This window comes from uncultured Psychrobacter sp. (assembly GCF_947500265.1).
In the GTDB taxonomy this organism is placed as follows: domain Bacteria; phylum Pseudomonadota; class Gammaproteobacteria; order Pseudomonadales; family Moraxellaceae; genus Psychrobacter.
In genome coordinates this window covers 588,028-612,573 of record NZ_CANMRN010000001.1, presented here as the reverse complement: position 1 = coordinate 612,573, position 24,546 = coordinate 588,028, and the positions used below count along the sequence as shown (strand labels likewise).

17 protein-coding genes and 1 other RNA gene are annotated in these 24,546 nt (G+C 43.1%); 3 read left to right on the top strand and 15 right to left on the bottom strand.

Annotated elements, in window-relative coordinates; translation table 11 throughout:
• Nucleotides 1–38: 38 nt before the first annotated feature.
• From Q0788_RS02545 to ffs, 13 genes are all read right to left on the bottom strand, one after another.
• Nucleotides 39–1,655 (bottom strand): YadA-like family protein, encoded by a 1,617-nt coding sequence (locus Q0788_RS02545; protein WP_298807631.1) that lies wholly within the window; start codon nt 1,653–1,655, stop codon nt 39–41.
• A 211-nt stretch (nt 1,656–1,866) separates the two neighbouring features.
• Nucleotides 1,867–3,081 (bottom strand): peptide-methionine (R)-S-oxide reductase MsrB, encoded by a 1,215-nt coding sequence (gene msrB / locus Q0788_RS02540; RefSeq protein WP_298807629.1) that lies wholly within the window; start codon nt 3,079–3,081, stop codon nt 1,867–1,869.
• A gap of 279 nt (nt 3,082–3,360) precedes the next feature.
• On the bottom strand, nt 3,361–4,665 hold the full coding sequence (locus Q0788_RS02535; protein ID WP_298807628.1) for an iron-containing alcohol dehydrogenase: 1,305 nt from the start codon (nt 4,663–4,665) through the stop codon (nt 3,361–3,363).
• A 273-nt stretch (nt 4,666–4,938) separates the two neighbouring features.
• Nucleotides 4,939–6,543 carry an ABC transporter ATP-binding protein gene (locus Q0788_RS02530; protein ID WP_298807681.1) on the bottom strand — a complete coding sequence of 535 codons (1,605 nt, stop codon included), beginning with the start codon at nt 6,541–6,543 and terminating at the stop codon, nt 4,939–4,941.
• A gap of 76 nt (nt 6,544–6,619) precedes the next feature.
• Entirely contained in the window at nt 6,620–7,633 is a 1,014-nt protein-coding gene (locus Q0788_RS02525) for an ABC transporter permease (RefSeq protein ID WP_298807680.1), read from the bottom strand.
• 98 nt (nt 7,634–7,731) lie between these two features.
• Entirely contained in the window at nt 7,732–8,802 is a 1,071-nt protein-coding gene (yejB, locus tag Q0788_RS02520; protein ID WP_298807626.1) for a microcin C ABC transporter permease YejB, read from the bottom strand.
• A 103-nt stretch (nt 8,803–8,905) separates the two neighbouring features.
• Nucleotides 8,906–9,685, bottom strand: coding sequence for a hydroxyacylglutathione hydrolase (gene gloB / locus Q0788_RS02515; protein ID WP_298807625.1), 780 nt, complete (start codon nt 9,683–9,685; stop codon nt 8,906–8,908).
• Nucleotides 9,686–10,008: 323 nt separating this feature from the next.
• Nucleotides 10,009–11,841: an extracellular solute-binding protein gene (locus tag Q0788_RS02510; protein WP_298807678.1), complete on the bottom strand. Its 1,833-nt coding sequence runs from the start codon at nt 11,839–11,841 to the stop codon at nt 10,009–10,011.
• Between the two features lie 308 nt (nt 11,842–12,149).
• Nucleotides 12,150–13,277, bottom strand: a complete 1,128-nt coding sequence (serC, locus tag Q0788_RS02505; protein WP_298807624.1) for a 3-phosphoserine/phosphohydroxythreonine transaminase — start codon at nt 13,275–13,277, stop codon at nt 12,150–12,152.
• A 92-nt stretch (nt 13,278–13,369) separates the two neighbouring features.
• Nucleotides 13,370–14,254, bottom strand: coding sequence for a DNA polymerase III subunit psi (locus tag Q0788_RS02500; RefSeq protein ID WP_298807623.1), 885 nt, complete (start codon nt 14,252–14,254; stop codon nt 13,370–13,372).
• Nucleotides 14,255–14,368: 114 nt separating this feature from the next.
• Nucleotides 14,369–17,347, bottom strand: a complete 2,979-nt coding sequence (locus Q0788_RS02495; protein ID WP_298807621.1) for a M48 family metalloprotease — start codon at nt 17,345–17,347, stop codon at nt 14,369–14,371.
• A 13-nt stretch (nt 17,348–17,360) separates the two neighbouring features.
• Nucleotides 17,361–17,957 carry a LemA family protein gene (locus Q0788_RS02490; protein WP_298807620.1) on the bottom strand — a complete coding sequence of 199 codons (597 nt, stop codon included), beginning with the start codon at nt 17,955–17,957 and terminating at the stop codon, nt 17,361–17,363.
• A gap of 268 nt (nt 17,958–18,225) precedes the next feature.
• Nucleotides 18,226–18,322, bottom strand: an RNA gene (gene ffs / locus Q0788_RS02485) — signal recognition particle sRNA small type.
• A gap of 308 nt (nt 18,323–18,630) precedes the next feature.
• On the opposite strand from ffs, the gene Q0788_RS02480 reads away from it, so the two are divergent.
• Nucleotides 18,631–19,347 carry an SIMPL domain-containing protein gene (locus tag Q0788_RS02480; RefSeq protein WP_298807619.1) on the top strand — a complete coding sequence of 239 codons (717 nt, stop codon included), beginning with the start codon at nt 18,631–18,633 and terminating at the stop codon, nt 19,345–19,347.
• A gap of 123 nt (nt 19,348–19,470) precedes the next feature.
• Here the strand turns inward: Q0788_RS02480 and Q0788_RS02475 are convergent, their stop codons facing one another.
• Together Q0788_RS02475 and glnA are read right to left on the bottom strand one after the other, a co-directional pair.
• Nucleotides 19,471–20,214 (bottom strand): DUF4124 domain-containing protein, encoded by a 744-nt coding sequence (locus tag Q0788_RS02475; protein WP_298807617.1) that lies wholly within the window; start codon nt 20,212–20,214, stop codon nt 19,471–19,473.
• 202 nt (nt 20,215–20,416) lie between these two features.
• A complete protein-coding gene (glnA, locus tag Q0788_RS02470) occupies nt 20,417–21,826 on the bottom strand; it encodes a type I glutamate--ammonia ligase (protein WP_298807615.1) in 1,410 nt (469 codons plus the stop codon).
• An 828-nt stretch (nt 21,827–22,654) separates the two neighbouring features.
• Here glnA and Q0788_RS02465 point away from each other — a divergent pair.
• Together Q0788_RS02465 and trpD are read left to right on the top strand one after the other, a co-directional pair.
• Nucleotides 22,655–23,278: an aminodeoxychorismate/anthranilate synthase component II gene (locus tag Q0788_RS02465; RefSeq protein WP_298807613.1), complete on the top strand. Its 624-nt coding sequence runs from the start codon at nt 22,655–22,657 to the stop codon at nt 23,276–23,278.
• A gap of 98 nt (nt 23,279–23,376) precedes the next feature.
• Nucleotides 23,377–24,498, top strand: a complete 1,122-nt coding sequence (trpD, locus tag Q0788_RS02460; protein ID WP_298807612.1) for an anthranilate phosphoribosyltransferase — start codon at nt 23,377–23,379, stop codon at nt 24,496–24,498.
• The last annotated feature ends 48 nt before the right edge of the window (nt 24,499–24,546 follow it).

Below are 24,546 nucleotides of genomic sequence, written 5' to 3'. Positions count from 1 at the left end.
AAGATTTAAACTACGACTGCTTAATGTATAAAAGGTATTTATTGACCGAATATATAAGACACACCAACTCGTCCACCAAACCTTGAATCAGCAAAGCCAAATGCGCCGCTAACTGACGTGCGACCATTATCTAGCATAGTAGCAGCACCAATAGCCACAGCACTCTGTCCCTCATAATGACCCATCCCGCCAAACACAGCGACATTACCTGGGCTGAGATTGGGAATAGCCTGCTGTGTCGCTAAAGAGATCGCAACACCACTATTTGCAGTTTTTTCCACATCATCAACTCGACGATTTATACCGTTAGAATAGCTTTGAAAACTGCTATTCAAAACATCATATTTGTTATCAGTATAGGTGGTAGCTTCGGTTACAGCATTGATTTTTGCGGTATTCAACTGTCTGATATTGACTGCATCTGTATTCTGTGTACCATCAGCCACATTGATCACCTGACGCTCACTACCTGCTGCTCCAACTGACACTGTGTTATCACGGGTTGATGTTGAATCACTTCCAACAACGACTGCGTTGTTGACTGCTGTACTAATGCCATTTCCTAAAACGACCGTGTTGTTGCCAGTTACCGTATTATTATTACCAAAGCTATAGCTACCTGAACCACTGACTGTGCTTGGATCACCAATCGCGCCAGAGTTTTTACCTGTTACCAAATTACCTACACCAATACTAATAGATTGACTGCCTTCAGCTACTGCGCCATTACCTATCGCAATGGCATCTTTGCCTGTCGCTTGGGCTGGTGTGGTTGTACTATTAGAGGTTTGTATAGCGACATTGATATTAGCATCCTTACCTGCTTCGCCTTGAGCACCAGTTTCGCCTTGAGCACCAGTTTCACCTTGAGCACCAGTTTCACCTTGAGCACCAGTTTCACCTTGAGCACCAGTTTCACCTTGAGCACCTGTATCTCCTTTAGCGCCAGTCAGACCTTGGATGCCCTGTTCGCCCTTAGCACCAGTTAGACCGATATCGCCTTTATCACCTTTAGCACCAGTCAAACCTTGGATACCCTGTTCGCCTTGAGCACCAGTTTCACCTTGAGCGCCAGTCAGACCTTGGATACCCTGGGCGCCAGTAGCACCAGTCAGACCGATGTCGCCTTTATCACCCTTGGCACCAGTAGCACCAGTCAGACCGATGTCGCCTTTATCACCCTGGGCGCCAGTAGCACCAGTCAGACCGATGTCGCCTTTATCACCCTTGGCACCAGTCAGACCTTGGATGCCCTGTTCGCCCTTAGCACCAGTATCACCTTTCACGCCCTGAGCACCATCCATACCAGGCATACCCATAGGACCCATAGCACCAGTAGCACCAGACATACCCTGTTCGCCTTGGGCACCCGTCAAACCAGTATCGCCCTTATCTCCTTTGTCACCCTTATCGCCCTTGGGGCCTGTTTCACCCTGTATGCCTTGACCACCATTTTCCACACACAATAATGGAATACCAAACTCCAGACACTCTTCGTAGGTTGCTGCTACGGACTCTTCCGTTAGACATATGCCACTAACTGCAAAAATACTAATTGCTAGATACGATGCCTTCTTGCTTGTTTTATGACCTTCTTTATGAGTGGGAATAGCTGTTATTGCAGATGCAACTGCACCTTGTGATTTTTTCAACATAGCTTGCGTCCTTTGAAGTAGTTTCACAATTTAGTAACGGAAACTTTGATTAAAAAATTAACTAAAATTATACATTTTAGTAAGTGTATTATAAAAAATACTTCAGAAGAACACTTTTTTTTACTAAATAGAAATAATATTGCATTGAACAAAAAAATGCTCACTATGCCGTCTAGACAGTAGTGAGCATTTTTCATATCAAGAATTGATGCTAACCAACTGGTTTTACATCATCGATCCAATCACCATAACCAACAGCTTCCATATCTGCAAGCGGAATAAAGCGGAGCGCTGCTGAATTCATGCAATAGCGCTTGCCTGTCGGTGCTGGACCGTCGTCAAATACATGTCCCACGTGTGAGTCCGCGTAACGGCTACGAATTTCAGTACGGGTTCCAAATATCCCTCGATCTGGCTTTTCAACCACTAAGCTCGTATCCAATGGGCGAGTAAAGCTCGGCCAGCCCGTACCAGATTTATATTTATCACGCGAAGAATACAGTGGCTCACCAGATACGACGTCTACATATAATCCAGGCGCTTTATTATCCCAATACTCATTGTCAAAGGCGCGCTCAGTACCTTCTTTTTGGGTGACTTTGTACTGAATATCACTAAGGGACTTCTTTAGCGCATCTTGTGAAGGTTTTACAAATGTATCTGGGTTAAAACCTTTGCTTACTTTGCTATCCGCTGTGTTATTTGACGTCACTTGCTGTGTGCTATCTGCTTCGGGCGTAAACTTACTAAAATCAAGCTCATAGTTTTTACCATAGACACTCTCGATAAACTGATAACGACCAGAATTGAAGGTATAGGCTTTATAGCGTATCGGGTTCTTTTTATAATAATCTTGATGATACTCTTCAGCAGGATAAAAAGTGCTAGCAGGAACAATCTCGATCACTACTGGCTTTTCATACACGCCAGAGGCTTGCAGTGATTGCTTGGCCGCTTCTGCGATTTGCTTTTCTTGCGCATTGTTGTAAAAAATAGCGGGACGATACTGTGTGCCGCGATCAACATACTGCCCTTTATCATCAGTAGGATCAGCGATTCTCCATAGCGCCTGTACTATGCCGTTGTAAGTAATCTTCTTAGGATCATAATACACCTGCGCCGCTTCTGTATGCCCAGTACCACCTGCTGACACCTGCTTGTAGGTTGGGTTTTCGGCGGTGCCACCCGTATAGCCAGATACGACTTCTACCACGCCAGGGATTTTTTCATAACCTGCTTCAACACACCAAAAACACCCACCCGCTACTGTGGCTACTGCCAATCCTGGCGTAGTCGGTGCATATGGGTTAGCGGCAGTTGTGTTTTTTACAGCAGAGCTGTTTTCAGTTGATGCACAGCCTGCGTAAATCGCACTACTCGCTATGATAACTAACCCTATAATTCTAGATGGTAATATGCGATTCATGAAAATCTCCTAAGCGTAATGTCCTTTAAATATCCTAACGCTTTTGTATCACTGAAACATTCCTATACTGTTATATATTTACAGTTTATTAAGATATTTTTTATCAACTGAGTTTAATTACAAGATAAATTAAACGTTCATTTGATAACGATTATACATTTTAGTATGAGTTGACTATAGAAATAAGACGGAAACTTTATTATTTCAATGCATTAAAAAAGCCTATCCTCCAAAGAGTAATAGACTTTTTTATTTTAATATCACTAGCTCTATAAAAAACTATGACGCTGTTTCATTATTACTATCAGCATGTTCATCGCTAGCCTGCTTAATTTTCGTTAGAATTTCTTTGATCTCAGCGGCTGATAGATAGGTTGGCACGGCATAAGTATCACTGACTTCTTTTGCAGCTGCCTTTGCAATATCATCAAAGTCGCTAGTTTGCATACCATTGACAGTCGGATCAATATTTAGATCTGCAATCAAGTCTCTAACTTGCGTGATAAGGTGATCTGCTATCTCACTATCGCCATTGGCTGCTTGACCATCCTGTACCATACCAGTTCTTTTCGCCAGTGCAGCCAGTCTTTTTTTGCTCGCTTTGCGATTGACGTTGAGCACATAAGGCAGCACGATGGCGTTAGCACGGCCATGAGGAATACTATAGTAAGCGCCTAACTGATGCGCGATAGCATGCACATAACCCAGACCTGCTTTATTAAAAGCAATCCCACCGTAATGAGCAGCGATACCCATCTCTTCTCTTGCTTTTAGATTGCCACCGTCTTTATAAGCTAGTGGTAGATAATGCATAACAGATTTTACGGCAGAGGCTGCATAGTAATCTGTCTCTACGCTGGCATTGGCACTCATCCATGCTTCTAGTGCATGGGTCAATACATCAATACCAGTATCTGCTGTGATATGGGCTGGCATGCCTTTCATGATAACTGGGTCAATTGCTGCAGCTAGTGGTACCATTCTTGGGTCGATAGACAATGCTTTTTGGTGCGTTTTATCATCCGATACTACTGCACCAAGTGTCGCCTCTGAACCCGTGCCAGCCGTCGTTGGTACGCAGTATAGCGGAGTCGCAGGCTTTCTTGCTTTAAGAATACCGATTAGCTGCTTTGGCTTGCACTTGTTCCCTTGAGACATGGCTATCATTTTGGCCGCATCGATCACTGAGCCGCCGCCAATGGCTACGATAGAGTCACAATTGGCTTCTATAGATTGACGGAGCCCTTCTTCAACTACTTTAAAAGTAGGATCTGGCGTAATACCATCATAGATGTGATAACTGATATTTTTCGCGTCTAGATAATCAGTGACTTGCGCAGGTATGCCCAGTTTGTTGAGCACCGTATCCGTGACGATAAACACATTGGTATTGCCTTCATTGATAAGCATATCGCACAGCTCATCACAGGCAGTCTCACCGACAAAGAGCATCGGTCTTCTGATAGGTATCACATAAGATACCGCTTTTAATACCTTTGCCCGAGTCTTAGCGACAGCCAAATAACCAGCATGCTGCAAACTGTTGTTCTTTACCAATTTAGTAATACTGTTTTGTGTTTTCATGAGCACAAAAATCCTTTTTAATGATGGTTTTAACGGCAATAAAGACCGTTTGGGGCAGCCAGTTAAATATTACTAATTTACGAGCGCCAGAATGTATAAAGATACGCATCACAGCATTATAAAATGGGCAGCTCTCTAAAATTATTGTACCACTGCTTTTTTCAATATGTCGCTATTATTATGAACTGCGATGTGTCAATTTTATACCAAGCCGCTTATTTTAGTCGCTTAGTTTGATTGATCAATCTCAGTGACTACAGTAAGTCGTTTAAACTAGTCAGTACTTGCCTTTAACAGTTGCTGAGTGTAAGTATGTTGTGGATGATTAAAGAGATCTTCGGTACGTCCAGATTCCACACACACCCCTTGTTTTAACACCATAATATGCTGACACAGTGCACGTACTACCTTGAGATCATGACTGATAAAGACATAGCTGACTTGTAGTCTTTCTTGAATTTCACGTAATAAACTAACTACTGTTACCTGTGTAGTACTATCGAGCGCAGAGGTCGGCTCATCCAATATAAGTAAGCTTGGTTTCATAATGAGGGCACGCGCCAGTGCCACGCGTTGACGCTGACCACCTGACAGCTCATGCGGATAACGCTGCGCAAATGCTAAAGGTAAATGTACCGTAGCCAGACTATCTAGCACCGCTTGCTGACGGGCGACTTTATCCACGCCTTGTACTAACAATCCTTCTTCCACGATTTGCATGACCGTCATACGCGGATTAATACTGGCAAACGGATCTTGAAATACCATCTGTATCTGCGAGCGGAAGTTACGTAGCGCTTTTTTGGACAATGCTGAGATATCTTGCCCGTTGACCACTATCTGCCCATTCACACGTGCTTGGTTGCTCAGTAGTTGGCTAAGCGCCAGCGCAATGGTGGTTTTACCAGAGCCAGACTCACCGACGATACCCAATGCCTGACCTTTTTGCAGTGTCATATCGACATCTTTGACCGCGTCAAACCAGCGCTTGGTACCACCAAACAGACCTTTTTCAATTGGGAACTGTACATTAAGGCGCTTCACTTCTAGTACGCTTGGTTGTTTATCTACGTTATCGTCTTCTATGGTTAATGCTTGCCCAAAGTCTTGCTTGATAAGTGTGCGAGTATAATCAGCCTTAGGCTGATCAAATACCGCTGACGTTTTGCCCTGTTCAATCGTTTGACCTTGGTGCATAACGATAACCTCATCACTATAGCGCCTGACCAGATTAAGATCATGACTGATTAGTATCATCGCCATATTGTGCTTGCGTTTGAGATCATCTAGTAGCGCCAAAATCTCATGCTGCAAGGTAACATCGAGCGCAGTCGTTGGCTCATCAGCAATTAAAATATCAGGCTGCTGAGCCAATGCCATGGCAATCATCACTCGCTGACGCTGACCACCTGATAGCTCATGTGGGTAACGGTTCAACTTGTCAGCAGGATCTGTAATATTGACGTCATTTAGCAAAGCAATGCTGGTGTCTCGCCATTGCTTTTTAGGTATTCCGCTTAGACGCAACGATTCAGCAATTTGTTTAGCGACTGTATGCAACGGATTTAATGCGGTCATCGGCTCCTGAAATACCATACCGATACGCTGTCCACGAATAGACCGTAGTGCAGCATTACGCGCCTTATCATTCGCTATGGGCAAGGTAGACATACCTGCCGTATTTGCCAGCTGTACCACACCCGTGATGGTCAAACTATCAGGTAACAGACCTAATAGCGCAAGACTGGCAATTGATTTGCCAGAGCCTGACTCACCAACGATAGCCAAAGTTTGCCCTTGTCTTAGCTCATAAGACAGCGCATCGACCAACTGGATGCCTGTAGCAGTTATGATAGTAAGCTTATCTACGGTTAGCATAAGCTTATCTTGTGCACGATTGGGGATTTCATTTTGTGCGTTGCTGTGCTCGGTGGCGACAATATTTTTAATCATATTAAGAACGCCTCGGATCAAACGCGTCACGCAGTGCTTCGCCAACGAAGATGAGCAATGACAAAATAAAGGTCAAACTAAAGAATCCTGACAAAGCAAGCCAAGGTGCATCCAGGTTGTTCTTCCCTTGTACCATTAGCTCACCAAGAGACGGCGAGCCAGGCGGCAATCCATATCCCAAGAAATCTAGCGCGGTTAAGGCGATAATATTAGCCGTTAAAATAAATGGTAACTGCGACAAGCTTGAGGCCAATGCATTGGGTAAGATATGTCTGAGCATGATTTGGCTGTCCGAAACACCTAAATTGCGTGCAGCTCGCACATAGTCAAAGTTGCGGGCTCGCAAAAACTCTGCCCGTACCAAACCGACTAGACCCATCCAACCGAACAGTAGCATCATGGCGAACAACATAATAATACTAGGACTAAACAGACTGACCAAAATAATAATCATAAATAGCTGAGGCATACCGCCCCATACTTCCATAAATCGCTGCCCTGCCAGATCTACCCAGCCGCCATAATAGCCTTGTACCGCACCAACGATAATCCCAATCAGTGCGCCCGCAAGCGTCAAGGCCAAACCAAACAGTAACGACACTCGCATACCATAGAGTATCCGTGCCAGCACATCACGACCCATATCATCAGTGCCAAGCCAGTTTTGAGCATTGGGTGCTGCTGGATAAGGCAGACCAAGCTCGACGTTGGGCGTCTGATCGGCAAACGGGATAGGCGGCATTAGATAAAAACCTTGCTCATCAATCAGCGACTGCACTGCAGGGTCTTTATAATTGGTTTCGGTCTCAAACACACCGCCAAACGTCGTTTCAGGATAAGCTTTTAATACCGGAAAGTAATAATCGCCTTGATATTGAACCAGTAAAGGTTTGTCATTGGCAATGACGTTAGCTGCCATGCAGATGACAAATATCACTGCGAAAACAAACAGCGATATCACTCCAAGTCGATTTTGGCGAAAGCGATTTAAACGCGCTTGCCATACAGGGTTCAATCGTTGCTTTTTTGTGGTAGATAGCTGCTCAAGCATTGGCGCTTTATCTGGTTCGCTATTAATAGGACTGCTCTTTGATGAAGGTTGATTATTTGACATTAGCGCCCCTCAAAATCAATACGAGGATCGATTAAGTGATAGCTCAAATCACTGATTAACTGCAGTAGCAGCCCCACTAAGGTAAAGATAAATAGTGTGCCAAATATCACTGGATAATCGCGTTGTTGAATGGCTTCAAAACCTAGCAATCCCAAACCATCAAGTTTAAAAATAATCTCAATCAAAAAATTACCCGCAAAGAAGATACCAACAATAGCGGCTGGAATACCTGCAATGATAATCAACATCGCATTGCGAAAAACATGGCCGTATAGCACTTGACGCTCACCTAAGCCTTTAGCGCGAGCGGTCAGTACATACTGCTTACCCAATTCCTCTAAAAAGCTGAATTTAGTCAGATAGGTCAAACCTGCAAAACCGCCTACAGTACTTGCCAGCAGCGGTAACGCCAAATGCCAAAAATAATCTTTTACTTTACAAAGAGCGCTTAGCTGATCAAAATTTTCGGACGTCAATCCCTGTAATGGAAAGATATTCCAATAGCTGCCACCCGCAAAGAAAACCAATAAAATCACTGCAAAGACAAACACAGGTATCGCATGTCCTATAGCAAGCAGCATAGCCGTGGCTTTATCAATGCCTGAGCCATGATGCATCGCTTTATAGACCCCCAATGGAATAGCTATCATATAGATGAGCAGCGTACTCCACAGCCCAAGCGATATCGAGACTGGCAGCTTCTCTACGATAAGATCGGTCACCGACTGCCCTTTAAAAAACGACTCACCAAAATCTAGCTGAGCGTAGTTCTTTAACATGAGCCAAAACCGCTCTGGGGCAGATTTATCAAAGCCATATTGGGCATTGAGTGCGGCGACCATCTCCTCAGAGAGACCACGCGTGCCTTGATAAGTACTGTCATTACCACCTGCACTGCCCGCGCCGATATTACCGCCAAGCGCATTGTCTTTTGCGCCCTGTTCGATAAGTGCCAGCTGCTGCTCTACAGGCCCGCCAGGTGCTGCTTGTACTATTACAAAGTTGGCAAGCAAGATCAAAAATAGTGTCGGCAATATCAGTAGTAGTCTTTTTAAGATATAACGACCCATAATGGCGACTTCCTAAATAAAGAGAGATAGCAATGACGTTCAGCAGCGAATTGCGGTGTATTAAATAGGTGCTTAAAAGCAAACTATTTGTTAAAAACTTACTTTAAAAGTTGTTTTTCAGCTCGCGTAACGCTGCAAATACCGTCAATGACTTCTCATCATCGATAGACATTTTGGATTTCACTCCTGCGATTACACTCGGCTCTTGTGTACGTAAAAACACATTTACCGTGCGCTCATGCTCTAGTGTCACTGGTAGCGTTGCCATGCCTTGTTCAGTTTGTACCTCTGCTCGTGCTAAGGCTTGCTGCATCGATTCATTGTCAGGTTCAATAGATAGACCAAAACGTAGGTTACTGGCCGTATATTCATGCGCCGGATACAGTAGCGCCTCATGAGGCAAGCCGTTCAAACGCTTAAAGCTCTCATGCAGTTGCTCAATCGTACCAGTAAACACACGTCCACAACCTGCACTAAACAACGTATCACCGCAGAAACAATGCTTTTGCCCATCGATATCCAAAATATAGGCCATATGGCTAGCGGTATGCCCTGATACATCCCAGACTTGCGCAGAGCAGCCCCATGCGCTCACCGTGCTACCGTCTTTGATAGTTTGATCTTCATCGACGCCATGCTCACTATGCGCAACCAGATGAGTCATCGGATACGATTCCTGCAACTCTGCGACGCCGCCGATATGATCATGATGATGGTGAGTCGTCCAAATCGATGTTAGTTCGAGCTCATGCGTCTCTAGATAATCAATGACCGGCTGGGCTTGACCTGGATCAATGACAATCGCCTGCTTATTATTTTCATTAATCAATGTCCAGATATAGTTATCACTAAATGCTTTGATTGGGTGAATACGAATACTCATATTAAATCCTTACCGGTAGTTATTTTTGTTACGTGTTATTTTGAATTATCTAGGGCGTTTCCTCAATTCAAACGAGTGTCCTCTAAATGGGCTAAAAACAGCTAAATTTTGCCAAACATCGTCAAATAGTTGGTCAGTATCTTGATATTATCTGCACTATTTTCCTCGTTTGATGGCAATTTATCTCATTTTTATCACCATTTTTAAAATGAGGACACGCCCTAATCTAACTGTTATTTGATAGCAACAGCATATATTTAATAAAACAGCATATATGCTCAGCTGTCCGTTGTTATCGGGTCAAACTTTATAATAAACACTGTTTACTGTTTTAAATATTTATTGATACGCCCTTCTGCCTCTTTATCCACCCACCAATAATCGATACCAACAGCATTGGTCGGTAGTTTTTCGGTATGGCGATACTGATCCCAGTAGGCGACATTGGTGCCAGACTTACCGTATAGCGGTACAACATAATGTCCTGCCCGCAATAACCTATCTAACACCTGTGTATACAGTACAATCTCGTCACGATTTTTAGCATTACCAAGGGCAGCAACGACTTTATCGACAGCTGCACTCTTGATACCAGCACTGTTATGATTACCCGGCTCGTCAGCAGCAGCACTTCCCCAGAATGCCGCTTGCTCAGCACCAGGAGAGAGACTTTGAGCAAATACGTCCACGACCATATCATAATCAAAACGGCGCATACGCTCATAATATTGCGGCCCATCCACTTGACGCAAAGTAGCATTAAATCCCAAGCGTTTTAGATTGCGAATGTAAGGTAACAAGACACGGCCCATGGTCTCGCCTGTCATCAAAATCTCAATCTGAGCAAGCGACCCATCAGGTTGATATAGTTTCATATCCTCATAATAAAACCCAGCCTCTAATAGAAGCTGGCGCGCTTCTAATAACCCTTGACGATTAAAGCCGTTCCCATCACTGGTGGGTAGCTGCCATTCTGCTAATGTTGCTTTTCGCTGTGTCGGTTCAAGCTCAGATAATAACGGCGTCAATACCTGCATCTCTGCATCAGATGGCGTACCCCTTGCGGCAAGCTCTGAGCCATGAAAAAAGCTTTGCAAGCGTTCATATTGACCGTGAAATAGGGTTTTATTCATCCATTCAAAATCATAGGCAGCTGTCAGTGCTTGACGAACTTTGATATCTTGAAAGATGGGACGGCGCAAATTCATCACCAACGCTTGCATCGGTACTGGATTTTGGCTGGTTATCGTCTCTTTTTGGATAAGCCCTGCTTTCACTGCGGGGAAATTATACCCAGTTACCCAGTTCGATGCTTTATTTTCGGGGCGAAAGCGGTATTGACCAGATTTAAAACCTTCAAAGGCAATTTCATCACTTTGATAATAAACAAACTTGATCATATCAAAATTGTAGCGGCCACGATTGACCATCAAATCACGCCCCCAATAATTGGGATCACGTATATAACTTACCGAACGCCCTGCATCAACTCGCCCCAATTTATAAGGACCACTACCCATCAATGGTGACAGACTGATTTTCTCAAAATCGGTATCAATAGAAGATTTGGCAAATATAGGAAACTGGCCAACAGTCAGTAAAATCTCTTTGTTTTCAGCAGAGGCAAAGACAAACTTTACTTGTTGATCATTAATGATTTGAATGTCTTTGATATCACTTAGATAACTGCGAATATACATGGGGCCTTTATTCAATATCGCCTCAAAAGTTGCTTTTACATCGCGACTGGTCACACCCGACCCATCCCAAAAACGAGCATTAGGATTAAGATGATAGATAATCCAGCTTGTATTATCTGGATCATATGTCACTTTACTTGCCAGCTGCGGATACATCGTAAAAGCTTCATTTAATGAGCCAGTCATCAAAGTATCATACAGATAGTCTGTGCCAATCATCGCGACGCCTGTGGTCATCCATTTATTGGCGCTATTAAACGTACCGCGAGCATCTAGAGAAAGCGTGCCTCCTGATGGCGCTTTTGGATTGGCATAAGGTAAGTAAGGTGCATTGATGTACTCAGTAGGGCTATTGTGCCCAAGCGCAGTCGTCGTGATAGGTGCAGCGATACTGCTCGGTATCCAACTGACGGTGATGGTTAGCAATACAGCTTTTAACAGGGCGTTTTTTATTATCATGACGTTATAACAAACCTCTATGCTAACCAATATAAATATCAAAACGTAAAGCCTGACAGCAAAACAGCGTTATAGCAAAATTTTATCATAACAAACTTAGGTTTTTTAACCTAATGGTTTGCCGTGGATATGACTTAATGGTGATAGCATTAAGTCATATCCACGGCAAACCATTATTACTACGTGCTAGCATGACCAAACTGTTTGTTTATACATATAAAAAAGGCGCAACCATGATCAGTTGCGCCTTTCTTAACGTGCAGTTTATGTATAAAGACTTTATACGCTAGCAGTTATTATTTTGCTTAGGCGTGCTTTTTTTCAAAGGCAATCATAAAGTCAACCAGCTGCTGTACCCACTCAAGTGGCACGGCATTGTAGATACTGGCTCGCATACCGCCCACATCACGATGACCTTTTAGATTTAACAAGCCAGCTTTTTCTGACTCTTCTAGGAATACTTTATCAAGGCTGCTGTCTGCTAAAGTAAACGGCACGTTCATGATAGAGCGATACTTAGAATCTACTGGATTATTATAAAAACTGCTGTCATCGATTGTCTTATAAAGTAAGTCGGCTTTTTGCTGATTTATTTTACCGATAGCAGCCACACCGCCCTGCTCTTCCAACCAATCAAACACTAACCCAGCTAAGTACCAAGAGTACGTCGCTGGCGTATTAGACATAGACTCTTTATCAGCTTGATGCTCATAATTCAGCAGCATAGGACACCATTCGCTGGCCTGCCCCATCAAATCATCACGGATAATGACAATAACCAGACCTGCAGGACCAATGTTTTTCTGTGCGCCCGCGTAGATCATGCCAAATTTAGACACATCTATCGGCTGCGACAAGATACAAGATGACATATCAGCAATAATTGGCGCATCTACTTGTGGTGGCTCAAATACCTGTAGGCCATGAATTGTTTCATTGGCACAGTAATGAAAATAAGCGGCGTCTTCACTGATATTCCAATCGCTTTGCGCTGGTAGGTCAGTAAAGTTATTCTCTTTGCCAGTCGCAACTAGGTTAATCTCGCCCAGACCCAGTGCTTCATAGCGCTTGGCTTCCTTGATCGCTTTGCCTGACCATGCACCTGTCGTCAAATAGTCACCGCGTCCACCATTTAACAGGTTCAATGGAATTGCAGAAAACTGCAAACTTGCGCCGCCTTGCAAAAATAGCACTTTGTAGTTATCTGGTATTTCCATAAGCGTGCGTAGCTTAGCTTCTGCTTTGTCAGTAATGGCCATATACTCTTTGCTACGATGGCTGACTTCCATGACCGACAGGCCGCGACCTTGCCAATCAAGCAGTTCGCTCTGCGCGCGCTCTAATACGGCTGTTGGCATGGTAGCAGGTCCAGCACAAAAATTTGGCAGGCGATGCGGTGTGGCAGTTGCTGTAGACGTTGGGGTTGTAGGCATAATCACAGTCCTAGGTATGATGAAATAAAAGGATGTTTTTTATTTCAGTTTGTTGATAAAGGCATTGGTATCGATGTCAGTTTTCATACAACTCAATGAGATATCTGCTCCCACAGCTGACGTTTAGCATCACTGTCTACGAGCATTTCTTCTAATGTCGGCACAGTAGTCAGATTGGGATGTTGGAGGCCGGCAGGCAGCGCCGTCAGTGCAGCAACTTGTATCTCTTCGCTTCGGCCAATTCGAAAGATATATCCTGCAAGACTGGCATTGGCAAGCTCAGCAGTGTCCATACCGTCGCAAATCGGAAATGATGTTGTCTCACAAGTGATTGATAGCGCTTGGGTGATGTTTTGCCATAGCTTTTGACTGTCACTATCTAGCGCTTTGATATCAACCAATATTACCCAGTCATTATAGCGGCCACCTTGCAAGTCAAATGGTGCTACTTTTTTCAAGCTATCATCATTTATGCTGTCATCATTATTACATTGAGGTTGCTCAATAGGTGCATTCGTAGAGGTTACAGCAGTTTGGTTCGATGCAGCACTTGGGATGTCATGATAGTTAAACCCAGCACTTGAGCTAACCGCATCTGAACTGACCGTATTCGAATCAACGGAATCAAAACTATAAGTAACAGGGCTCTGCTCGCTAGCCATCTGTTCAGTGGTAGCTTGCAAATCAGGATCATACTCATCGGTAACATAGCCGTTAGCATTATAGTCATTGATATGATAACCATCAGCCGGTTGATCAACTGCGTTTACAGCTTTAGCGCTCACTACTTCGTTGTTGTTAGCCTCAATAACAGTGGAATCAATATGTGATTGCTCAACCGAAGCTGTCGTAATGTCAGCCATATTGATGGTTTTTGACTCAGGCTGCACCCACTGATTGATACCCATCATCGCTAGAATTTGGCGTTGCTGCACACGGCGCTGTAATACAGTTAGCGGGTCTTGGGTATCACTCATTCGACTCTACTATCCTACTCATTTTGTTTATATCATTTATAGATGTTTTTATGGTTTTGGCAGCTCTCACAGAATATACTTCACACTATTAATCAAATACTAGATTCATACTCATCAAAATAGCTGTCGAATACCGAGCCAACGCTCTGATATTGCCAACAAACAATCGTATTCATCTTGGCTGATTATCGTATCGTGTAACATCACCGTATGCAACGTACTTAGCCATTGGCGGTATTCATTATGAGTAGGCTGACTTATCTCACTTTCATTATAATCTATTTGGCTACCGTCCTGTTGCTTCTCTCGATAATTATCAGCATTCTGAGCATCTACCAAGCGCTTGATAGAGTGATTGGTAGAGACAGGAACCGCAGAAATAATCGCCAATAACTGAATGCTATTCAAGTGCTGTGCGGTCAATAATAGCCACTGTAAATTAACGTCGCTTACTGTCACCAGATCAATATTAATCAAGCGCGCATGCCGTCTCAAATCTACAATATAATGCGCCACACTGTCGTTACCCTCACTCAATAACGATCGGTCATGCATTGAAATCATCTGGCCTTTTGCATCTTTTGATAGTCGATAAGCCAATAAGACAACAACTGATACTTCTGATTTACTAAGTCCTGTAAACACCTGACCTGAAGGGTCCAATTGCGCCCTTACGTCTTCCATACCAGTCTTCAGTATTTGCGGCCATAGAGACTGCGCATCCGTATCTTGTAAAACTTTAGACAATATCGGTAGCAACTGCTGCAAATGTAGCGCTTGCCATAGTGATAATATTGGCGATTTTTGAAGTGTTAAAGCTAACGAGTTATTCAGAGCAATGGCAATCGCATGAGCGTTATCACTAGGTATATTTTGATCTGACGAATCATAAGCTAAGCTTTTGGTTAAGTCAGATGTCAGCTGTTGGTTAAACAACTCAAATATGCCCTGCTGATAACGCAACAACATCGTACGGCATTTTTCTTGTTTTTTATAGTACTGATGACTGTCGTGACTATGATCGTGTTTACTTTTGAGCTTTAGATCTTCGATACATAGTTCAGATAAATCCTGTTGACGCAATTGGTTTAAAGCGAGCTCAATCAAAGCGCTGTCTAAACGTCTATCAAGACGGGACACTATCGTCAGTAGCTGATGGTCTATCGTATGCGGTAGTATTTGCTCATTGCGGGTCGTGTCAGTCGCAACAGAGAAGCCATCATTCCAAATATCATTCCAAATATCATTCAAACTATACATGACAGTCGTTGATAATGATGGATGCTGATGACAAAGCAAGACAGCTTCGACTAATGCTAGCGCACCTAAAGGATGATAACTATGATTGAGTATATACTGAGGTAATGACACCTTTTTAATATCGCTAACTTCAATTAGTGTGTTTTCTGGTAGGTCGGCGTCCGGTTTGGCCTGCCACGGTTTTAACAGCTGATGAGTACCAACGTCTTCGGCCTGTACCTGAAGTCGCCCATCAATTACCACATCAGCCTCTACGGCAAACTCTAAACCGTCATCAATCCCTGATTCGCTACTATCCGTATTACGATTGTCGCTTATAGATTCAGCAAGAACTTTTCTATCATCTGGCTGTTTAGTGTCACCTGTATTAATCGTTGCAGCTGTTTGAGTCTCAAATACTGACGAATGCTGCACGCTTTTTTCTAGCGATTTTTCATGTAGGTTATTTTCTTTTGTTGCTCCCCAATCACCTAAGCGGCGTTGCCTATATATTTCTTTGACCTTTTGCTGATTTATTCGCTTTTCTTTAGCGATTTGTACCGCGAACTTATGATAAGCATCCGCATTAATAGCGCTCATACGCTCAGTCAGGCTTGGATGGGTGGCAAACCACGACACATCCCCTAAGTCTGCCCCACTACTAGCAAAGAAAAAATGGCTGAGTCCATTGATATCGGCGATGCCAGACAAACGCGAGCCGAGCGAGTCTTGATGAATGGCTTTTAAGGTTTCGATAATCGCAGGCGTACGTGTTAACTGAACGCTGGTGGCATCAGCAAGTAGCTCGCGCTCACGATTAAAACTGTGCTTAATCAACTGCGCGCTTGCCATGCTAGAGAAGCTTAAACCATGCAGTAGCAATGTCCAGACACTACGCGGGGCTTGACGATCTATTATAGGCGATGTTTGTACCCATTTAGACTGACGCTTGGCTGAGGACTGCTGTTGTTGTGATTGCTGCTGCCAGTAGGCGACCCATTCACTATGCGTGTTGAAATTGGCCGTTTGCGCTTCTGTATTGCGTGCAAGCGTATCAACCTGTCTTTGTGATAAAGACTTTTGGGAGATACTATCGCTATCAAAATAACGGTAATTAGAGATATGATTTGATATAGGGTCACTCCAGTCGTATAGTATCTGCAAGCCTGCCAATACCACCATCAGCTGTAAATTGAACGTAGCATCACCGTGCAATATATGACCATATTCATGACCGATGAGTCCGTATAGCGCCTCATCAGACAGTTTATCTAGCGCACCTTGGGTAACGACAAGTACCATATCTTGGCTATGGCGACCAGCGACAAAACCATTGATACCCTGCTCGTCAGGTAGCACATATAAAATAGGGGTTTGCAAACCTGCCGCAATGGCCAGTTGCTGTGCAATTTCATAATAGCGGCGATAGACGGGCGGAAAATCGCGCTCGTCACGTACTACTATATGACGTGAACTATAGCGAACCTTTTCTTCAGCTTCGTGTTGATGAGCGACTCCTTGACTGTGCTCCCATGGTTCTTGACTGTTATCGATAAACAGCCTAACCGCTCCTACTCGCTGAGCAATAGCGCGGCCACCTGCTCGCAGGCGTCGATACTCTAAAAAACTACCACCAACGAAACTGCCTAACGTCAAGACAATGACCAGAACCAATACCCAATGATATATACCGCCTGTAAATACAGTCAACAGTATAGACATGACAGCCAGTCCTACAGCCATATGAGCAAGTACAATCAGGAAAAACAGTCCATAAAGTAATAGACTGCGCCGCGTACGTATCCGCTGTTCACCAAAAAAATCCATCAGATTAGGCTGCCTAGAGTTCGCCAAAATTATCTAAACCTTAGCCCATATTGACAATCGGTGCCTGAGCAATCGCTTTTCTATCCTCAAATACCAACGGACTGAGCGGACGAAAGCCAAAAGTCGTACTAACGAGGTTATTAGGAAAGACTTCGCGATCATTATTATAAAACATTACGCTGTCATTATAATGCTGACGCGCAAATCCAATGCGATTTTCCGTATTGGTTAGTTCGTCCATGAGCTCCTTGATCATATTATCGGCTTTGAGCTCTGGGTAGGCTTCGACGACAGCAGAGAACTGACTCAATGCTTTGGACAACATACCTTCTGCTTTTGCAAACAGTGCCATATGTTCTAGTGAGTCTGGCTGATGTTTATTAGAGTCTTGTAGATCTTGGGCATGATTGCGCGCGCTAATGACGCGAGTGAGTGTTTCTTCTTCATGACTCAAATAACGCTTGGCGGTTTCGACCAAGTTTGGAATCAGATCATGACGACGCTTCAATTGCACATCTATTTGAGCAAAGCCATTCTTTGCTTGGTTACGTGCGCGTACCAATCTATTAAAAATGGATACTCCAAACACAACTACCAACACCACAAATGCAATGAATAGCCAAACAAACATCTTCATAATCAAACTCCAAAGTGTCTAGAATGTTAATAAAAAGTTAATACATTGTATTTTAACTCATATTAATCAATAAAACTTTAGAACTAGATAAGAACTACAAAGGAAATCGAACAGGAAATTAAATTGCAATCTCCATAAGCAAATAGATAACCATCAGACAAAATTTTGACCAAAAAAAAGCCCTTTACAATGAAGGGCTTCATACATCACAAATATGTCTTTTGTACTTCATTGATATAAATATCAAATTTTAGGCAAAAAAAAGCGACTCCATCAGCACATCCTCGGCACACACTATAACTATTACCGTTGCTACCTTCCGGTCCTGGCGGGATTCATAGAACAATGTTGCGAGGCTACCAATGGAGCCACCAGTCGCAAATTATACAAGAATTTTTTAATTTTACAACCCCTATCTTAAAACTGTTTGCTTTAGACCCTAAATAGCACTGTCATTTAGTTCATTAGCTTATATCAGCAACGCATCAGCATAAATTATATCAGTAACTTAGGTCACAAAATTCTCACAGCAACTTATATGAATTTTGCTATTTTAGTGAATGAAGTTGCACCCATGTCGATGTTTAAAAAACAACAGGGACAACTTTTCGTGTATAAATGAGCGTTGATAATTGTCATTTATATATTATTAGAATCAACTTAGGAGATAATAATGAAAAATACTTTATTGAATAAAGCAGCACTAGCTTCTGGTACGGTTTGTCTCATGACAGCGATGATGGGTAGCGCCCATGCAGAGCCAACAGGCTATGATCAACTGACGTTTCAGACAGAAATAAAAGAAGAAATTCAGAACGACGAAGTACGCGCCAGCTTGTACAAGAAAGCACAGGCAACTGACTCTAAGACTTTAGCCACAATGCTCAATACGTCAATCAACAATGCCATGAAAATCGCCAAGCGCTACCCTAGCGTGACCGTGAGCACAGGACAACAGCGCACCTATCCACGCTACGACAAAAACGATAAAATCATCGGTTGGACAGGTCAAGCAAACATAGACTTAAAAAGCACAGACTTTTCGGCGACTAGCCAACTAATTGCTGACTTACAAGAAACCTTAGTGATGGATAATCTTAATTTTGGCGTATCAGATACTAAAAAGGATGCTCTAGAGCAAAAATTAATGACCGAGGCCTCTCGTGCTTTTCAGCAGCAAGCTAAGAGCCTTACCCGCGCGTGGGATGCTCGTGGCTACCGCGTCATCAATGTTAACCTAAACACAGGTAGCAACTATCCACGTCCAATGTATAGCGCTATGAGCATGAAAGCAGATTCGCTTGAATCTTCTGTACCAAGCCAAAGCTTTGAGTCTGGTAATAGCACTATTTCGGTGACTGCTAACGGTACTATCGAGTTAACTAAATAAGATAGCTTATAGTTAAAATAAAATAAGTGATTTGCATCAAAAAAGGCAAGCATCGTTAACGGTGCTTGCCTTTTTATTTTGCTAGCGATATCTATTCATTATATTCAATCATTATTGAGACCATTATTGTGACTGAGCAACCTCCTGTTGACGCAGCTTTAGCATCAATTTTTGATACCAAGCTAGCTTTTGATAAGCCAACAGCTGCGCAGCCTTTCTTTTGTTGTCTTGCAATGTGGTCGTGTTTTGAATCACATATACAGTACGTGTGATTTGCTCAAGTGTTTGGCCAGTTTCGCTTTGTACAACCGCCTTGATCGTATGAGTACCTGGCAAAACATCAACAGTAGTAATAGATGCGCTCAAACCTTGTGCAACCTGTTTATTATCAAAATAAATACTGGCACTATCACCTGCCTGTAACGCAGGCTGAATCCGTACATTGACATCGATATTCTGTACGGGACGACGATAGGCTCTCTCTTCGCTAGGTTCGGTAATGGCTAACTGATAGTTTACTGGCGCAGTGGTCTTGGTATTTATCGTAGGCGACTCAGTAGTAGTCGCTGTCTGCGATGCATTTGATGATTGGCGACTTGTATTAGAATTGGTTGTCGTATTCAGACTAGTTGACCTGCTCGTCTCATTACCCGTCGTAATAGCCGTTTGACTGACTTGTTTGCCAACTTGCTGCTCATAATCCTGTGGACGGTCAGTAAAGGTGACTTGACCGGTTTGCTCATCAACCACTTTATAAATAGGTGCAGCATTTGTGAGAGATGCACAAAGACTAACAAGAGCAACCGTAGTCCATAACCCAACTCTAATCTTACCTTTTAAGAAACTCGGTTTTGCTAATAAAGTCATAATCCATCAACCTAGATAGTGTCTACTATTAATATAATTTTATAAAACTATTATGCGCGAGTTTTGACATGAAATCAGTAGCGATTTCAAAGAAAATTCAGCAATTGGACTGATATGCTTTATTGATACGCATAAAAAAACCAGCTAAGTTAACCTTAGCTGGTTTTTTTGACTCAAAATAATTGAGTGCTTTAGCGACTAATTAGCAGCTGTAGTACATGTCAAATTCAACAGGGTGTACAGTTACGTTCAGACGTTGTACTTCTTCTTCTTTCAAAGCGATAAACGCTTCTAGCATGTCTTCAGTGAATACATCGCCTTTTAATAAGAAGTCATGATCGTCACGCAATGCTTGTAGTGCAACATCTAAGCTCTCTGCAACCGTTGGGATTTGTGCTTCTTCTTCTGGTGGCAAGTCATACAAGTTTTTATCAGCAGCTTCGCCTGGATGCGTTTTGTTTTGGATACCGTCAAGGCCAGCCATCAATAGTGCAGCAAACGCTAGATATGGGTTAGCCGTTGGATCAGGGAAACGTGCTTCTACACGTACCGCTTTCGGGCTGCTTACGTGTGGAATACGGATAGATGCTGAACGGTTAGATGCTGAATAAGCAAGTTTAATAGGCGCTTCGTAATGAGGAACTAGGCGCTTATAGCTGTTCGTTGATGGGTTGGTAATCGCATTCAACGCACGCGCATGCTTGATGATACCGCCAATGAAGTACAATGCTGTTTCAGACAGACCAGCATACTCATCACCAGAGAATGTGTTTACGCCGTCTTTTGAGATGGACATGTGTACGTGCATACCTGAACCGTTATCACCAACGATTGGCTTAGGCATAAAGGTCGCTGTTTTGCCAAACTGATGCGCAACGTTATGAACAACATATTTCAATTGCTGAACTTCATCCGCTTTACGTACCATCGTGTTGAATGCAACACCAATCTCAGACTGGCAAGACGCTACTTCATGGTGATGAACTTCAACCGAACCTTCACCAACGATTTCTTCGATACGTTCACACATAACAGCACGCATATCATGTGAGCTATCGATTGGTGGTACTGGGAAATAGCCGCCTTTCACACGTGGGCGATGCGCCATGTTGCCCCACTCGTAAGTCTCGTTAGTCGACCACGCTGCTTCTTCAGCCGTGATTTTATGACTAACGCCAGACATATCAACTGACCATTTCACATCATCAAATACAAAGAATTCAGGCTCAGGACCGAAGTAAGCAGTATCACCGATACCAGTAGACTTTAAATACTCTTCAGCGCGACGTGCGATAGAACGTGGGTCACGGTCATAACCTTGTAGCGTTGATGGCTCGATGATATCGCAAGTCACTACCACAGTCACCGCGTCAAAGAACGGGTCAACAAAAGCAGTTTCTGGATCAGGACGCAAGATCATATCTGACGCTTCGATACCTTTCCAACCAGCGATTGATGAGCCATCAAACATTTTGCCATCTTCCATGACATCTTCATCAACGGTATGCGCTGGGAAGCTGATGTGCTGCTCTTTGCCGCGTGTATCAGTAAAGCGAAAATCAACCCATTTAGCATTAGAGGATTGGATAAGATCTAATAGTTTATTCGACATGAATAGTCTCCGTTGTGTTGATCACGTAATTGCGATTTAAAATTATTAATATGATGTTCTTGTCCAAGAATGTCAGATGTGCTCTCAATACTAAAACAGCGCATTCGATATTATGCTTATTATCAGCACTATTTTGCGTATTAGTCAAGATGCTCATCTAAAGCGTTTACTCAATCAGACCAATATTTGTGCACATGGTCCAACATACGCCAATTCAATCCTAACGACATTCTAGCAATATACAACTCATAATGCTGAACTCTTCGGGCTCTTGTTAATAATTATTTTTAGACCAGTTTTTTGGCTTTAAAAATAATCATAACAGCAATAATGCAAAGGCTATGCCAATGTATTGGCACTCCAACCACAGATATAGTTGTAGGCAGATGCAATTATCAATAATTACAGTTATTTATATGTTTAATATCATTGGATATTAATTAATTCTCATCTAGTTCAGTTTTAGAATAGCACTTAATCAGAGCACCAGTTGAGAACCAAAGGCACTTAATTGGTGCAAATACAAGTATGTGAATTCTTGAAATGCTACTTTCTGGTGCAATGTTAATATCTGAATTTATAACATTGTCTCTGGGCAAACTATCCTAGTTATCGACATAATAATAAAAAATATGTTTTTACTTGGTGCTTACTTAGATAGCCTATACCCTACATTTGATAGAAAACAAAATAGTGGTAAGATAACCGCGCGCAATAACCCCCTCTGTTATAGTCATAGCTGCTTGTCTTTGACAATCAAGTGACTCGATAACAGTGAAAACCAATTTCATGTTAAAAATATAATAAAACTGATAAGTTGAAGCCTTAATGATTTTGATGATCGATAATTACGATAGCTTTACGTACAATATCGTACAGTACTTCGGTGAGCTAAAGCAGGACATCACTGTCTGGCGTAATGATCAAGTCAGCATTGAGCAGATTAAAACCCTTGCACCTGATGTGATTGTGATTGGCCCAGGTCCGTGCAATCCTGACCGTGCAGGTATTTCGCTGCAAGCCATTGAGACCTTTAAAGGAATTATTCCCATACTGGGTATTTGCTTGGGTCATCAAGCTGTCGGTCAAGCTTTTGGTGGTCAAGTGGTCAAAGCTGGTGAAGTCATGCATGGCCGCTTATCAGCTATCTATCACAACGAGCAAGGTGTGTTTGCTGGATTACCTAATCCGTCACAGGTTACGCGTTATCATTCGCTCGTCATTGATAAGACAAGCTTGCCAGACTGCCTTGAACTCACCGCATGGACACAAAATGCCGATGGTAGTATTGAGGAAATCATGGGTATTCGCCATAAGGAGCTGCCCGTAGAAGGTGTTCAGTTTCATCCTGAGTCGATATTGAGCGAAGCAGGTTATCAATTGCTCAATAACTTTTTACAGACTCATGGCTTGGCTACTCTGACATCCGATGAGCTACCGCAAGTTGGCTAAATTTGACTAAAAGCACCTTGGTAAAAAATGCTGCTTTCATAAGCCTATGCCAAATTTCACACAGATTCATATAAAAAATAATAGTAAGTGAGACCATAATGAGTACGACAAAAATAGAAGAAACGCACACGCCAGAGAGTATTGCAAAATTGTCTGATGAACAAACACATCAACTGTTAACCACAGCTTTGGGCAGAATATTTCAACACATCGATTTAACTTTTGATGAGATGTATCAAGTGATGCTCATCATCATGCAAGGTAGATGTAGCGACGCTATGATGGGCGCTATCTTGACGGGATTACGCATGAAAGGCGAATCCATTGACGAGATTACTGCTTCAGCCAGCGCCATGCGTGCACTAGCCGCCAACATTGAACCAAAGAACTGCGATTACTTGGTAGATATCGTTGGTACTGGCGGTGATGGTGCTAACTTGTTCAATGTCTCAACTGCATCGGCATTAGTTGTTGCGGCAGCTGGTGCACAAGTTGCCAAGCACGGCAATCGCGGCGTCTCAACCAAATCTGGTAGCTCAGACTTACTTGAGCAAGCAGGCATCAGTCTTGCGTTGACTCCAGAACAAGCAAAAGATTGTATCGAGAACGAAGGAGTTGGGTTTTTGTTTGCGCCCAATCATCACAGCGCCATGCGTTATGCCAATCCTGTACGCCGTGAGCTAAAAGCGCGTACCATCTTTAATATTTTAGGCCCACTAACCAACCCTGCTGGTACACCCAATTTAGTTATTGGTGTCTTTACCGCGCAGCTATGTGAGCCAATTGCCAAAGTCATGAAAAACCTAGGCGCACGGCATGTCATGGTCGTGGGCGCAAAAGATGGTCTGGATGAAATCAGTCTAGCAACCTCGACCACAGTTGCTGAACTAAAAGACGGTGAAATATCCGTTTATGAGATGATGCCAGAAGATGCAGGTATCGAATCGCAAACCCTGATTGGTCTCGATGTCGACTCTCCAGAGCAAAGTCTTGCACTGATCCGTGCTGCTCTGTCTGGTGCTGATACCCATGACCGTGCTGTACTTAAAGCCCGTGACATGATTGCTTTGAACGCAGGTGCGGCAATATACACTGCTGGACTTGCCAGCAACTATCCTAATGGCGTTAGCCGAGCTCAAAAAATTATCCAAAATGGTGATGCTTTACTCAAGCTTGAGTCTTTGGCCAAATACACGCAGCAGCTAGTGACTGAGGGTTGATTTATACTCGCACCAATACAGTGCAAATATATATATATCACTGCCTAT

Coding starts and splice junctions, on each gene's coding strand:
- Q0788_RS02480 (WP_298807619.1), top strand. CDS start 18,631: ATGAAAAATACTTTATTGAATAAAGCAGCACTAGCTTCTGGTACGGTT.
- msrB (WP_298807629.1), bottom strand. CDS start 3,081: ATGAATCGCATATTACCATCTAGAATTATAGGGTTAGTTATCATAGCG.
- Q0788_RS02500 (WP_298807623.1), bottom strand. CDS start 14,254: ATGAGTGATACCCAAGACCCGCTAACTGTATTACAGCGCCGTGTGCAG.
- gloB (WP_298807625.1), bottom strand. CDS start 9,685: ATGAGTATTCGTATTCACCCAATCAAAGCATTTAGTGATAACTATATC.
- Q0788_RS02535 (WP_298807628.1), bottom strand. CDS start 4,665: ATGAAAACACAAAACAGTATTACTAAATTGGTAAAGAACAACAGTTTG.
- Q0788_RS02490 (WP_298807620.1), bottom strand. CDS start 17,957: ATGAAGATGTTTGTTTGGCTATTCATTGCATTTGTGGTGTTGGTAGTT.
- yejB (WP_298807626.1), bottom strand. CDS start 8,802: ATGGGTCGTTATATCTTAAAAAGACTACTACTGATATTGCCGACACTA.
- glnA (WP_298807615.1), bottom strand. CDS start 21,826: ATGTCGAATAAACTATTAGATCTTATCCAATCCTCTAATGCTAAATGG.
- Q0788_RS02475 (WP_298807617.1), bottom strand. CDS start 20,214: ATGACTTTATTAGCAAAACCGAGTTTCTTAAAAGGTAAGATTAGAGTT.
- Q0788_RS02530 (WP_298807681.1), bottom strand. CDS start 6,543: ATGCTAACCGTAGATAAGCTTACTATCATAACTGCTACAGGCATCCAG.
- Q0788_RS02465 (WP_298807613.1), top strand. CDS start 22,655: ATGATTTTGATGATCGATAATTACGATAGCTTTACGTACAATATCGTA.
- Q0788_RS02545 (WP_298807631.1), bottom strand. CDS start 1,655: ATGTTGAAAAAATCACAAGGTGCAGTTGCATCTGCAATAACAGCTATT.
- serC (WP_298807624.1), bottom strand. CDS start 13,277: ATGCCTACAACCCCAACGTCTACAGCAACTGCCACACCGCATCGCCTG.
- trpD (WP_298807612.1), top strand. CDS start 23,377: ATGAGTACGACAAAAATAGAAGAAACGCACACGCCAGAGAGTATTGCA.